This is a genomic window from Iningainema tapete BLCC-T55 (assembly GCF_014698965.1).
Taxonomy (GTDB): domain Bacteria; phylum Cyanobacteriota; class Cyanobacteriia; order Cyanobacteriales; family Nostocaceae; genus Iningainema; species Iningainema tapete.
Genome location: NZ_JACXAE010000054.1, coordinates 72926 through 86891, shown reverse-complemented (window position 1 = coordinate 86891; position 13966 = coordinate 72926). Strand labels below are relative to the sequence as shown.

At 43.9% G+C, this 13966-nt stretch carries 13 protein-coding genes; 5 read left to right on the top strand and 8 right to left on the bottom strand.

Annotated features, from left to right (window positions below):
* Nucleotides 1-3: 3 nt before the first annotated feature.
* The 3 genes from ICL16_RS15975 to ICL16_RS15965 all read right to left on the bottom strand — a co-directional run bounded on the left by ICL16_RS15975 (nucleotide 4) and on the right by ICL16_RS15965 (nucleotide 3254).
* Nucleotides 4-1878: an ABC transporter ATP-binding protein gene (locus ICL16_RS15975; RefSeq protein WP_190829428.1), complete on the bottom strand. Its 1875-nt coding sequence runs from the start codon at nucleotides 1876-1878 to the stop codon at nucleotides 4-6.
* 141 nt (nucleotides 1879-2019) lie between these two features.
* On the bottom strand, nucleotides 2020-2529 hold the full coding sequence (locus tag ICL16_RS15970) for a pentapeptide repeat-containing protein (protein ID WP_190829426.1): 510 nt from the start codon (nucleotides 2527-2529) through the stop codon (nucleotides 2020-2022).
* Nucleotides 2530-2699: 170 nt separating this feature from the next.
* Complete coding sequence (locus tag ICL16_RS15965) at nucleotides 2700-3254, bottom strand: Uma2 family endonuclease (RefSeq protein WP_190829424.1); 555 nt, start codon at nucleotides 3252-3254, stop codon at nucleotides 2700-2702.
* An 82-nt stretch (nucleotides 3255-3336) separates the two neighbouring features.
* Between ICL16_RS15965 and ICL16_RS47710 the strand changes: the two genes are divergently transcribed.
* The 4 genes from ICL16_RS47710 to ICL16_RS15950 all read left to right on the top strand — a co-directional run bounded on the left by ICL16_RS47710 (nucleotide 3337) and on the right by ICL16_RS15950 (nucleotide 4708).
* Nucleotides 3337-3441 carry a DUF6883 domain-containing protein gene (locus ICL16_RS47710; protein WP_420485282.1) on the top strand — a complete coding sequence of 35 codons (105 nt, stop codon included), beginning with the start codon at nucleotides 3337-3339 and terminating at the stop codon, nucleotides 3439-3441.
* Entirely contained in the window at nucleotides 3438-3749 is a 312-nt protein-coding gene (locus ICL16_RS15960) for a DUF4926 domain-containing protein (protein ID WP_190829422.1), read from the top strand. The genes ICL16_RS47710 and ICL16_RS15960 overlap by 4 nt, the downstream gene beginning before the upstream one ends.
* A 164-nt stretch (nucleotides 3750-3913) precedes the next feature.
* Complete coding sequence (locus ICL16_RS15955) at nucleotides 3914-4294, top strand: hypothetical protein (protein ID WP_190829420.1); 381 nt, start codon at nucleotides 3914-3916, stop codon at nucleotides 4292-4294.
* Nucleotides 4295-4369: 75 nt separating this feature from the next.
* Nucleotides 4370-4708 (top strand): HNH endonuclease, encoded by a 339-nt coding sequence (locus tag ICL16_RS15950; RefSeq protein ID WP_337907022.1) that lies wholly within the window; start codon nucleotides 4370-4372, stop codon nucleotides 4706-4708.
* 120 nt (nucleotides 4709-4828) lie between these two features.
* On the opposite strand, the gene ICL16_RS45690 is transcribed toward ICL16_RS15950, so the two are convergent.
* From ICL16_RS45690 to ICL16_RS45685, 4 genes are read right to left on the bottom strand one after another with little or no spacing between them, the layout of a single operon-like run.
* Nucleotides 4829-7699, bottom strand: a complete 2871-nt coding sequence (locus ICL16_RS45690) for an AAA-like domain-containing protein (RefSeq protein ID WP_238360795.1) — start codon at nucleotides 7697-7699, stop codon at nucleotides 4829-4831.
* Nucleotides 7687-8799: a hypothetical protein gene (locus ICL16_RS15940; RefSeq protein ID WP_190829418.1), complete on the bottom strand. Its 1113-nt coding sequence runs from the start codon at nucleotides 8797-8799 to the stop codon at nucleotides 7687-7689. The genes ICL16_RS45690 and ICL16_RS15940 overlap by 13 nt, the downstream gene beginning before the upstream one ends.
* The gene (locus ICL16_RS15935; protein ID WP_190829416.1) at nucleotides 8789-9700 is read right to left on the bottom strand and encodes an AAA family ATPase; all 912 of its coding nucleotides are present in this window, start codon (nucleotides 9698-9700) and stop codon (nucleotides 8789-8791) included. The genes ICL16_RS15940 and ICL16_RS15935 overlap by 11 nt, the downstream gene beginning before the upstream one ends.
* Nucleotides 9688-10797: a helix-turn-helix domain-containing protein gene (locus ICL16_RS45685; RefSeq protein ID WP_190829415.1), complete on the bottom strand. Its 1110-nt coding sequence runs from the start codon at nucleotides 10795-10797 to the stop codon at nucleotides 9688-9690. The genes ICL16_RS15935 and ICL16_RS45685 overlap by 13 nt, the downstream gene beginning before the upstream one ends.
* A 109-nt stretch (nucleotides 10798-10906) precedes the next feature.
* On the opposite strand from ICL16_RS45685, the gene ICL16_RS15925 reads away from it, so the two are divergent.
* The gene (locus ICL16_RS15925) at nucleotides 10907-11176 is read left to right on the top strand and encodes a hypothetical protein (RefSeq protein WP_190829412.1); all 270 of its coding nucleotides are present in this window, start codon (nucleotides 10907-10909) and stop codon (nucleotides 11174-11176) included.
* 225 nt (nucleotides 11177-11401) lie between these two features.
* Here the strand turns inward: ICL16_RS15925 and ICL16_RS15920 are convergent, their stop codons facing one another.
* Complete coding sequence (locus tag ICL16_RS15920) at nucleotides 11402-13966, bottom strand: molybdopterin-containing oxidoreductase family protein (RefSeq protein ID WP_190829410.1); 2565 nt, start codon at nucleotides 13964-13966, stop codon at nucleotides 11402-11404.

Here is a 13966-nt window from a genome sequence, read left to right as displayed (position 1 = left end):
AATCTAAGTTCCCAACATTTGTAAATTGTGTAGCGTCGCATAAAGTCCCCCTTGCTGCAGCAACTGTTCATGACTTCCCTGTTCGATTAATTCTCCGCGCTTGAGTACGAAAATTCGATCCACATCGCGAATTGTCGATAAGCGGTGAGCGATAATAATAGCTGTACGTTCGACTAAAAGCTCATCTAAAGCATCTTGAATTAAAGCTTCTGTCCCCACATCCAAGCTAGCCGTCGCTTCATCTAGTACTAAGATTTGTGGATTGCGAATTGCTGCACGGGCAAATGCTAAAAGTTGCTTTTGTCCGCTCGAAAGATTTGTACCCCTCTCCCTAAGTTGAGTCTCATAGCCTTGTGGTAGTTGTTCAATCAACTGAGCAACATTGGTTTTCTCGGCGGCGGCAGTAATTTCTTCTTCTTCGTAGCTATCGCCCAGAGTTATGTTACTTTTCACATCACCAGCAAACAAAAAACCTTCTTGCAAAATTACTGCCATGTATCTTCGTAATTCTGCTTGGGGTACTTCTCGGATATCTACGCCATCGACAAGAATACGTCCTCTACTAGGTTCATAAAGGCGGCACAAAAGACGGATAATAGAACTCTTACCTGCACCAGTAGGACCAACTAATGCTACTTTCTCACCTGGGTGAATGGTGAAGTCTAAGTCTTTAATTACGTAGTCGTCATCTTTATAGGCAAACCAGACGTGTTCAAATTTAATTTCTCCCAATGCCGGTCTGGTATTGTTGATATGGGCAGGATTATCAGTTAGCTCGTCAATGTATCCTAATTTCAAATCAAAAATTGAGAACCTGGGATTACTGCGATCGCTTATCTCGATTGGTTCATCTAAAATTTCGCTCACACGCTCAATCGCGGTAAAACCTGCTTGAATTGTGGTAAATTTTTCTGCAAACTGCCGTAAAGGGTCAAAGAATTTTTGGGCATACAATATAAATGCAGATAATATCCCAAAAGTCAATTCTTTTTTTAAAATAAAATAGCCACCAATCCAAAGAACACCTGCCACTGCAACGAGAGCAACCCATTCTAGTGTTGCCGAAACTGCCGAATCAAAAAAAATTGTCTCATCTACCTCTTTAACATAACGTTGGTTAGTAACTCGAAACAACTCGGCATTGAACTTTTCTCGCCGGAACAATTGTACTATATTAATGCCAACAATATTTTCTTGTAGCTGAGAGTTCAGCCCAGAAAGTTCTTCCCTAGCTTTGTAATTAGCTTGACGGTATCGCTGCTGAAACAAAACAATCAAGCTGGTGACAGGAACCAAAATTAATAGCAGTAACAAAGCCAGTTCCCATTTTGTGTACAGCATAAAGCCGACAATCACCAGCATCGACAATAAATCTGATACAATGCCGATCGCTCCCGTAGAAAAAACATCTCCCAACACTTCCACATCACTAGTAAGTCTAGTGATTAACTTACCTACAGGTGTGCGGTCAAAAAATCTTACACTTAAAGATGTGACATGATGAAATAAATCTTGACGAATTGCCGCCGTGATTTGTTGTCCTACCCTCTGTACCAAATAACCTTGAGTGCCAGTCAAAGTCAGTTGTATCACCACCGTGAATAGTAACAATACTTCGAGGATATTTAGCCCCTGTGATAGTGGACGATTGACAAGAAACGTGTATGTACTTGGTTCATTACGTACCAAGGATATCACTTGTCCAATCAGTAGAGGTTGCGCCGCGTTAGCCACAGCAATTGGTATAAGTAAAAACATTGATAGCGCCAGTACTCTTCCACTACGACGAGCATAAGGTACAAGACGCAAAAATAGCCGCCAGTCATTTTCGCGCCGACGGTAGGATTTAGCAGATTTTTTTAGGTGGGAAGTACTCATAATATGAGAATTATATAAAATTTTACTACTTCCCGAAACTTTTTCGAGGTAGATTAATTAAACCACAAATGAACATAGATACACACAAATAATACACTTCTGTCTGTGTGTATCTGTGGTTATATTTTCAAAAATCTTTAACTACGGACAAAACAAAGTATCGCGGGTGTCGCGCCCAGTAACTGGGTTAGTGCCTTTTGCTACCTTGCACAATTTGTTTTGCTCATCTTTACGCAGCAGCACATCAGTAAAATCTGCCCCTTCAATAATCGCACCATCAAACTTGGCGTTAGCAGCAAAAGCGCCCTCTAACACTGCGTCTTTGAGGTTAGCTTTGATAATCCGAGCCGAGTCTAAAGTAGCATTAGTCAGATTGGCTCCTTCAAAATTTGCCGATTCAAGGTTAGCAGCGAAGAAACTAACACCGCTCAAATTGGCGTGACTAAAGTTGCTGTAGCGTAGATTAGCGTGGGAAAAGCTGGAATCTGTTAAGTCACGCCCCGAAAAATCGCCCTCAATCAAGCTTTCTTTGTTGTAGTCAAGTGCTAAAGCTTGTGGTATCAAACCAACAGGAGAAGCAATCCAAATCACTACCCCAAGCAATACGCACACTACACTTGCCCAAATCCGATTGTTTAACCTAAACTTCATTGTACTTTTACCTAATAGCACATCCTCAATCTAATTATCCCGATCTAAGTAGCGCAGGTGAAGACAATTCTGAAGTTTGTAGTAAGCACTTTAGTGCTTATAACCAACACCCCTACGCTCTAGTCGGGTACTACGAACGTAAAGTTTATTTTATATTTAATTTCACTTACTTATTCAAATACGGGAGGCCACAATTGAGAAATTGGTAGTTCCCAACCTGGTAGTAATTCTGGTATAGTCAAAATATCATCATTTCCTAGTACAGTGGGTTCTCCTGTAGAATGATAAATAGTAGCAGTCTTTTTATCTGGATCAATTAGAATCCCTACTTGTGTCCCCAGTTTGAGGAATTCTTGGATTTTCTCTTGAAGAGGTTTGATTCGGTCTGTGGATGATTTTACTTCTACCATCAAATCAGGAACTATCTGCGCAAAAGTACGGGGGCTTTGACGCAGGCGTTGTGCTGAAACAAAAGACACATCAGGACCACGTAAGTTGCCATCAGGTAGCCTAAATCCTGCACTTGAACCTGTGATACGCCCCAGATTACGGCTCAGTACCCAGCTTTGCAGGAAAAACATTAATCTGGCAATTACTTCTTCTGAAAGGTAGTCTGATAGTCCCATTATGATTATCTTCCCATCGACTAGCTCCATCTGGTAGTCAAGATGGGCTTCAGTTAATTGAGCTTGCAGTTTTTCTAAATCCTCAATATTGAGAGACATGACGAATCTCCTAACGGATTTGAGTCTACTACAATTTTATAATTTACACCCAAGTATGAGCGCATTTTGGTAGGCGAGTGCGATCGCACTTCGGCACAGTAGCGAAATAGTGCGTACAGCATGGATAGTAGAACATCAAAGTGATACAGCCAGGTTGGTAACGCTTTATATACGGAGGAGACAATGAGTGAACCAGAACTATATGATGTAATTGAATTGCTGGTGGATATGCCTGAAGATAATCTCCGTGCAGGAGTTCAAGGAACAATCGTAGAGTGTTACGACGATAATCATTATGAAGTAGAGTTTACCAATGAAAACGGAGAAACTTTAGCACTATGTACGCTATCGCCTGACAAATTTATTGTCGTGTGGAAGGCAAAAACTAAAAGTTGGTTATCAGTATCGCAACAGCTTGTGGCTGCGCTCTCCAATTTATCTGAGGAACGTCAGTGGGAAGTATTAAATTTTGCCCGTTCTTTTTATCAGCGGTAGTTTTTAAGATAGGCGATAGTTGGTTGTAAAGAGGTGGTTTTGACTGTGGGCGATCGCTTTTTGTGGAGAGGGAGGGTCGATTGTGGGTGAATACCTACGGCACACTTTGTACTCACGCTAAGAAACATGCTAAGGTGCAACTAGAAAGTCAATGACGAACAATAATGGCAGAAGTAACAATTCAAATTCCTGATGAACTGGCTCAACGTCTAGAACCTCTGCAAAATCGCTTACCCGAACTGCTTTTGCAACTTCTAGAAACAACTAAAGAGTCAAACAAAATTGAAAGTGAGGTAATATCAAATTATACAGATATTCCTACTGTTTATCAAGAAGTTCTTGACTTCTTAATTAAGGGTCCAACTCCAGAAGAAATTACTGCTTTTAAAGTTTCAACTTCTGCTCAAACTCGCCTACAAACCTTACTAGAAAAAAATCGTGAAGTAAAGTTGACTCATATGGAAGTGGCAGAATTAGATGTTTACGAGCAGCTAGAACATCTGATGATTTTACTCAAAGCAAAAGCTTATTCTGCTATTCAATAAATGACTTCTAGTTAAATTCCAGCCGAACTCCGGCGATTAGTTGTTGAAAGGGCTTCGGGGCGCTGTGAATATTGCTTGATTCATCAAGATGTTTCTATTTACAGTCATGAAGTGGATCATATTATTGCCCTAAAACACGGAGGTCAAACCAGTGCTGATAATTTGGCTCTTTCCTGTTTATCTTGTAACCGTCATAAAGGTTCTGATTTCGCTACAATAGACCCAGTAAGTGAAGAAATTACTCCATTGTTTAATCCCCGTCGCCAGGTTTGGGATGAGCATTTTTCTCTTCATGATGCCAGAATTGAAAGCATAACTCAGATAGGTCAAGCTACTGTAAGGTTACTTAAGTTGAATGCTCCCAATCGCATACTTGAGCGTCAAGTATTGATTAGTCAAAAACGGTATCCGTAAAAACTTGAGGGAGCGATCGCTAGTTATTGAGAGGTGGTAGCGATCAAACTTTAGTGGTTAGTTGAACTGTTGTTGTTAAATCCGTGATACTATACTTGACCGCTAGTGCGATTGTTGAGTTCATGCCATACCTGTTGTCGCCATCACCAAGTCAACCCAAGCCGCGTTAAATACACTCTTATAAATGCGGTTATAAACTCTTAGCTTGCCACGCTGCTCGACAACTAATCCTGACAGCAACAATTTCGTTTGTTCGGGACTGTCATCAGTTACTACTTCGCCCTGTTGTAAAATTTGCTGATAGAGTATCAGCATCTGGCTGCTGCGCCCACTCCGCAGAAGGCGATCACATATTGTCTTCAGATGCTCTGGCTCATCTTGGGATTCCCAATTCTCAATCACCTGTGTTTGCACGAGCAGCTCCACCCTCTGTGCTTCACTTCCTGCGGAAATGGGATATTCGGAATTGCTGACAAGTTTACAAAGCTTTTGGGTGAGAAAAGGTTGCCCACCTGTCCAGGACAACACCTCTCTAAGCACAGCCTGGGGATTGTCTACCTTTTCCACCAATCCCTGAGCTAAAGGTTGAACCTCATGCAGAGTAAAGCCATTGAGTTTAATCGCTCGACCAATATCAAACGGCGTGCGTTTTTTGTCTTGAATCAAATCGGCGAGAGTAGCTACTCCCAGTACTGCAAAAGTGAGGCGATTATATTCTGGCTTATTAGCACGCTGATCATAGCAATCACGAATCAAAGCAAAAAAATCGTCAATCGAAAAATTCAAGCTGAAAACACTATCAATTTCATCTACAAAAATGACAATCTGTTGAGAAATCTCAACAAGCAGAACTTCTTCGATAAATTCACTCAATCGCTGTACAGGAGAAATGCGATCGCGATCGCGCCACCAACTCCGCAAATTAAACTTTTCTGAAAGCTTAAAACGACTCACCAAACTTCTCACTACACCCCCATACCACTGTTCTGGTGTAAGCTGCTGACTACCAATTGTTGTTAAGTTAATTACAGCACAAACAATTCCTTCAGCTTGCAACCTTTCCCTAGTTCGCACCCGTAAGCTAGATCTTCCCATCTGCCGCGAGCCTAGTTGATAACAAAACTCTCTTGCCTTCAACGCTTCGTACAAGTCTTGATCTGCCTGCCGTGTTACATAGCTTGGGGTATCAAACCGTAGACTACCCCCGACTTGGAAATAATTTTCGTAAACTTCTTCATTTAAGTGTTTGTAGTCTAGCCTATTACGAAAATAATGCCGATACAAGTCACACAAAGGTTGGACATTATTGCCCCTGAATTTCACTAGCCCCATACTGCGTAACTTAAACGCTGCCCTTGAGTCTATCCTTACTGGATTAATTGCGGCAACTACTTGCTTCATTGCTGCCAGCAGTTCTTGATTTTCCTCCAGGTTTAACAAATGGCGGTGCAGATGGTCGCTATACGGAAATTCTGCTGTATGGGCAATTTGCAGTAGTTGTTCCAGCGTCATCTCACTCCGCGCAATTTGATACAGCGCCACCCGCACTAGATATGGATGCCCTCCTACCATCGCCATCAGCTGTTCAACTTGGGTAGAACTCCAATTGAGTCCATGTCTTTGTGCTAAAGAAAGCACCTGTTCGGCGTTGAACTCCGGTAACTCAATCGCCAAGCCCACATTCATTGGTGATTGAGTAATGTTCAGGGGGATATAAACTTCTGTAGAATGCACCAAAATCAACCGCAGTTTCTTCCAAATATCTAGATTTTTTGCCTCCTCATGCCAAGCGCGTAACAGTCCAAAAAAGTCAGCGACAATTTCCAGATGTTGGAAGGCTAAATCGACTTCATCCAATCCCAAAACCAGAGGTTGGTTGATTTGTGCTAGGAGATACTCCTGGAAATAAACGGTGCAGTTAAGTTTACTACCCAAAATCTCGTCCCAGTAATCCGCTAACTTGTTGGGTAACCCCAGTTTCTGTCCCACACTGGCACAAAACCAGTGGAGGAATTGCTCCAAATTGGCAAAAACCTTCCTATCTGCCAGTTGAAAGTTCAAATGTACAGCTAGGAAACCTTGTTGTGAAGCTTTATCAAGAATCCGCATCATGAGAGATGTTTTACCCATTTGCCGGGGCGCTTTGATTCGGATGAAACCTCCTGGCTTCAAAATTTCCTCGTAGCAGCGAGATTCGATTGGCGATCGCTCCACATAAAACGCCGAAGTTAAATCCACCTGTCCTTCTGGTAATTCTGGTTCTGCTACTGGCATGGGAGGGATGGGTGCTGCTGATGGGATATCTAAACTTACTCCGGCAACCTGTACTCTACGTCCCTGTTGAGGCAGCTGACGGAATTGCTTTGCAGCTCTATCCAAATCATCGCTAACAAAGCTCTTCATCCCACGACTGTAAACCAGTAAAGGTTCAAATCCCATCTCCACCAACGGCTCCGCAAGGGTTTCTACCAAAGAGGCTAAGCGCAACACCTCAGCCATATCCTCCTGCTTCACCCTCGCACTTAACGCCTGTGCCAACTCCCGCGCTGCCTCTACAGGCTTGGTATAAACCAACGCCGTCCACTCCTGAGCTTGTGCTAAATCCTGTGTATCCGGATCGTCATCAGTGAGCCGCTGCGCCACATAATCCAGCAGAAACTCACCCAGTTCGTCAAATCGCTCCTGCCCAAACTGCTTCTTCAATTCCCTCAGCAACAGATTGCGATCTGTAATATCCATCTCATACATCTCATAGCCCACTTGACGACATAGGCGCGACAGCAGTACATGAGCTACCGCTGTCCAAGGAGCTTCGGGGACAAAATTTGCCCAAATTTGGTAGAGCAAATCAGGGGTAAGTACCAAGGGAAATGCCGCGTGACGAGCTAGGTTGCGGTGTGCTTCCCCAAATTGCTTGGCAAACCCTTCGATCCGATTAACAGCAACTCGCATTGCACGGGCTTGGTTAATGTTAGCCGTTACATCAGCCATGAGTACATCATCTCCCATGCGATATATTTGCCCCGCAACAAGCTAATCGCCGCATTCATACCTGGACGACTCATCTCAAACATCGGCAGCAAACGGGCAATTTCCCCAGCCGTGGTATGACGCCAGCATTCACTAGGCATTGGGTTTAACCATGCACAATAACCCACCGACTGCTGCAACTGCTCAATCCATTCCTGTGTACGTTCAACCCGCTCAGGGTCAAAATTTCCCCGTGCTGCTCCCCCATCACTGACAATTAGCACCGCCGCCCTTTCTCCAATCTCCTCCAACACTTCAGTCAGGGGTTGGGCATCTAGCAACGCGGGATGACGATACAGGTATTCATCAGCATAGTCATGAAAGTAAAATACACGGGTGTTTCTTAGCCTTCCACCCCGCTCCGCTGTTTCCACCAACTGCCGTGAAAGCCCGTGAAAGGGAACCATTGAGCCTTCTTTGTCGATCAGCAGCACCAAGTCAGTGCGATTGGTACGGGGCGGCACTAGCACGGGTTCGAGTAAAATGCCTTCACGCCCTATCTTTGCCACCGTCGCTTCTACATCCAACTCTATCGGTACTCCTTGGCGCACCGGACGACGTAGATAACGCCAGCTTTGCTTCATCTGCCGTTTGGTAACGGGAAAATACTCAGTTAACAAGCTATAGCGGGGACGTTTCAGTTCTCTATCCCGCCGACTGCTGCGCACAGCTTGGACAGTTTGCACTGGTTCTGGGGTGAGACTGGGATGTGTCTCTAACTCAGGCAACGGCTCATCAGGTAAAGATGTTTCAGATGTTAGTGTGTCAGCAGAGAAACCCTGCCAATTTTCCTGTTTATGTGAAGATGAGGTGGAATTAACAAAGTGCGATTCGAGTTGCTTCCACATCTGCTCAAACAACCGTCGAATCAAACGACTTTCTTCTTCAGACTTTGCCCATACCAAACAGCACAACTGCTCTAATTCCTGACGACTACCGATACCAAAACCAACTTGCAAGCTACGCAATACCACCAGATATTCATCAACCCCCAACGGCAAACCATGCCTTTGGCGCAGGCTGTTAAAAATATCTAGCAGTGGTAGTTCTTCAAGTTTCATACTTCAGATACCGCAGATGATCCTCCCATTTCTTAAGCAGAACTTCAGGGAAAGGCAGTTCTCCCTCAAGCAGCCGCAACACCTCATCTTGAGGAAATTGACGCAACACCGCAAACCAATCAAGCAACTCGCTGGTACTTACCTTTTTCCCCGATTTGCCCTTCTCCATTTTCTGCCGCAATTCCTTAAAACGCTTCACTGCTGCCTCCACTAAATTAGGGGACGATTCAAGAAAGTGAGCCTTGACAATATCAGTTAACTGTGCATATGGAAATTGAATGTAATGAAACAGACAACGCCGCAAAAACGCATCCGGTAAATCTTTCTCGTCGTTACTGGTAATGAACAGGATGGGGGAAGCAGAAGCCTTTACCACTTCTCCTGTTTCATCAATGCTGAATTGCTGCTCATCTAACTCTCGCAACAAATCATTAGGAAAGTCAATATCAGCTTTATCAATTTCATCAATCAGCACTACTGTGCGCTGTTCATTTTTAAAGGCACGTCCTAGCGGTCCCAGTTTAATGTAATTATCTAAATTATCGACTTTGGAATTACTCTGTTTCCCCGTACCAACAAGTTGAGCATCGTGCAAACGACCTACGGCATCGTAGGTATATAGTCCATCTCTCGCCCTAGTTGTAGACTTAATATACCAAGACTCATAAGGTAAGCCCAGTTCGTGAGCTACCGCCTGCGCCAAGCTAGTTTTACCACATCCAGGCTCACCTTTGAGCAACAAGGGACGTTTTTCTAGAAATATGGCAAGGTTAACGGCGTTGATTAGTTCTGGCGATGGCAAGTAAGGGGATTTGTACCGTTGGCGCTCCTGTGGTGAGATTGGCTTGCCACTGTAGAACAGCTTGCCACTGGCGGCGAGTACACTTGCTAAATCAGCCATTTTGCCAATTCTCCTTCCCAATTATGACCGCAGTGGCAGCAAATTTCTTCATATACATCTTGGGGAATACCGTTATTGGACTTCTCTAACAATATTTGGGAGGTTAACCCAGCAGGTATCTGTACCGTTTGCATTGCCGTCACCGTATCAATCCAATCATCCAAGACATCTAGTGGAAACGGAGCAACTGGTGGCAAGTGCAAGGGAATCCGGGGATAATCTGGTTCATTGAATTGTTGTGCTAGCAGAATGTTTGATTGACAAACGCTGCCGCTATTATCTACTAGAAACATTAACAGGTGTGTATCCCTTTGAGTCGAAGGGGATGGTTCTACTGTTGCCACTAGCTGTTCCCAGAATGCTTGAAGCCACTCTGTCAGAACCTTCGGCTGCATATAATCTACGGTGTAAAAAATAAAAATCACATCTTGAGTCAAAAGGCGATCGCAAACCTTTTCGATAATCTGGTTTGGTTCAGCATCTTTCGGCAAACCAAACCAAGACGTAAGTTGTCGCCATAAGTGAGGGATACTCCTACCTACACCGTTGTGACTAACGTCAATCTTGATTGGTGATATATTCTTCCACTTTGGCTTCAACCTGAATAACCGAGTAACCAAAAGTTGTTGTCCGCAGTAAGGTTCACCATGAACCAGGAAGCCTGCTATGCGGTGCAATTCCATGACTTTTTTTACTAAGCTCACCTGTTGCTTAAAGTCCATTTGCAGCAGTAAGTCAAAGAGTAAATGAGGTTTTGGTGGTAACGCTTCTACCTCATTAGTAGTGGACTGAGTATCCGAGAGTTCCCCATAACTAAGCAGCTGCTCTGAGATAAATTCAACGCTACTAACTAATTCTAAAATCTCATTGTCCTCAGTCTCAAAATCAGCAATTTCTTGCAGGTTCAACCCTAACTTCTGGCAAATTTCCTCAAAATTCAAATAACTAATGGGCTTGCCATTGAGAAACCTGCTGACGGTATCTCTAGACATTCCCAAGTCTTCAGCCAAATTCTGCTGGCGTGGAAAGCCATTACGGTGAAGGGCAGCTTTAACTTTTTTAATGTATTGTGAGGCAACCTTAAGCGATCGCGGCATAACTCCTAATCAAGGCAGTAGTTTTCTTGATGTCGGTTTTTTGTCGGACTTATGTCGGAAAACATCTCAGGCAAACCTCTGACACTCACTTTGACAGCAGTATTTGAGGATGAAATTGTCCACATCACACATGAAACCAATCATGGAAAGTTTAGAGGCTATCAAAACACTGCTGGAAATTATCGTGATTTTTATCACATTTCCACAGTATGCTCCAATGCTAGCAGTTATCGTTGCTTTGGGGGTTGTGTACGACTTGCTCAAGGACGAGAATGAGACGGAAGACGAGCCGGCTACAAATGAATCTGAGGCTACAGATCAATGCCCGATTTCTCAGGAGCCTCGCTCAACTGAAAATCTGCCTGAAGCAAAGCCCTAGAGGAATTCGCGCTTTCTTGCTCATCTACAAGGAGGCGCTATTGTGTGTATAATTTAATTTTAAAAGCTATAATCATTAGTAGTTTACACTTAAAAATGAACTGGCTCAACGTCTAGAACTTCTGCAAAATCGCTTACCCAAACTGATAAATGCAACTTCTAGAAACCACTAAAGAGTCAAACAAAGTTGAAACTGAAGAAATAACAAACTATGAAGTAGATGCGATCAAACTTTCCTGACTCGGCAAGCAAAGCACTTATAAGCCTGCTGACCAGAGAGATTATCGTAAAACTGGTCGTTAAGCAACACATTGGTAGGCTCATAGTAAGGAGTACCTAGCTCTGTAGCCATTTTTTGCATCGGTCCAAATGTATGCGGTACAAAGATTGTATCCTCCCGAATACCCTCCCAAATTTGTGCTGTTCCGGTAATAGAGCCTCTGGGGCTTTCTACAGCAATGGTATCCCCATTCTGAATACCCGCCTTCTGTGCTACCTTAGGGTGAATCTGTACCAAACGAACGCCGTTCATTTGCTTTCCAGTATATGTCCAGTGTGTCACCGAATGGAAATGTACCACACTCGGTCTGCCACTCATACCCATTAATGGGTAATCCTTGTGTACTTCGCCAGAAGAGATTTTTCCTAGTTTTACTTTTTGAGTCACCGCTTGGGGATTGATTGGATTTTGGATCAACTCCTTTGTATACTCAATGGTAGGATTTTTACCAGTCACCTCAGGATGGGTGTAAAATATGGGTAAAGCTGTGTGTCCGGCTGTAGCTAATTTTTTCTCTAAGTCTGGGGTATAGATTTCAACTTTGCCACTGGGAGTGAGGAACCGTTTGCCCTGATTCTTTTGCGCCTTTTGACTCCCACCGACAGTATTCTTGGGAGTAAGCGCTTGAACTACCTCATACCAAGAGGGATGATCCAAATATAGAGTGCTAACACCAGGATGATTTAAAGAAGGACATGGCCAACGTAAGGGTTCTGCTCGCTTGGACAAACGCTCTTGAGTCATACCGCCCATTCCTAAAGTATACTTGACAAAGGTTGCCCACAGGTTGCGGTAGTCTTTCCACTCCAAGGGAAAATTCGCTGTCCAGTAGGTTGGTGGATTCTTTTTGTCCAACTTAGCAATGGTGTGAGCTAAATCAATCCAGATTTCCCAGTCTGGTTTAGACTCACCTACGCGAGGAATCACCTGATTTTGCCAGCGAATTGCGCGATCGTCCCGACGCATGTACACTGTTTCCATCTCAAAGCCGCTACACACAGGTAAAATGATATCAGCGTAATAAGCTGCTTCTTCCATAAACAAACCAGTGTAGGCGTAAAACTCCAACTGGCGGAAAGCTTCTTTAACCTTAGCCGTGTTGGCACTACCGATGAGGGGATTCCCTGCAGTAATGATCGCCTTGAGTTGATAAGGCTTCTGTGTTAAAATTGACTCAGCAAAGTAGTCTGGTCCAACAGGTAACGCCGTATCCTTTTTCGGCACAGTTCCCTCAAGAGGTGGTAAATTCAAGCCACCAGGCCAAGTATTGTGCATAAAATTGCATCCTCCGCCGTTGACACCAATGTTTCCAGTCACGGCAGCTAAGAATGCCAGCGTGCGATAGGTGTCGAAAGCGTTTAGCTGGTGAGAAATCCCCGCATTGCAAAAAATAGCAGCAGGTTTTGCCCTTGCATACTCTTGGGCAATTTGTTTAATTTTACTAGCTGGCACTCCTGTTACTTTCTCTGCCCATTCAGGAGTATAACCAAACTTACTCACATGAGCTTTCAACTCGTCAAAACCCAACACCCAGTTTTGCACAAAAGCAGCATCGTGTAGGTTATTCATTAATATATGATGTAGCATCGCCAGAACAAGCGCTTGATCGGTATGCGGCTTTGGTGCAATCCACTCGTCTGCTTGTGCGCCTGTCGGAGTTAATCGGGGATCGACAACAACTAACTTAGCCTTAGTCTTTGCCCGACTACGTAGCAAATAGGCAAAAGTAACTGGGTGAGTTTCTGCTTGATTAGTACCTAAAAATAGAAAGTACTTAGCAGAACCCAAATCCTCTTTACCAGTTGCGCCATCCAAACCATAACCATTAGTAAAATTGCCTAATCCAAAAGTCCATGCCAGTGCATTCCCACCTGCATCATTACACACCGGTCCCACATCTGTATCATTAGGACTACCAAGAAGTGTAAAAAAGCGTCCGATCAAAGAACCCGTACCTCGTGGCATTCTACCAGAAGTTTTGTTGGCGATCGCCCTCACTTCCCCTGCATCGCGCAATGCTAAAAATTTACTCGCAATAGTTTGCAGTGCCTCATCCCAAGAAATTGGTTCAAACTGAGAATCTGGTGAACCCTTCTCACCAGCCACCCGCTTCATCGGACGAGTCAACCGGAAGCGATTATACACCAATTGGGTCATCATTGGACCCTTAATACACAAACCACCTGCCTGTACTGGATCATCCGGTTCACCCAACACATCAATAATTCTGCCATTTTTAACATGCACCTTCAACCGACAAAGCGAATTGCAAAACTGACAAGCACTATCTACAACCGCATCTGGTTGTAGCGCACCTGATTGCCGAGTGAAATCAAACTCTGTTGATGGAGTACTTGTTGCTGGATAAAAACCATCACTAGTTGCCGCCGCTTTCTCTCCCTTCAACAAATTACCACTGCTAGCAGCAGCAGCACCAATCGTCGCTCCCTGCAAAAATCCCCGACGGGAAAATCTCACAGATGCCCCTTTCTTCCGCTCAGATTTCGACAT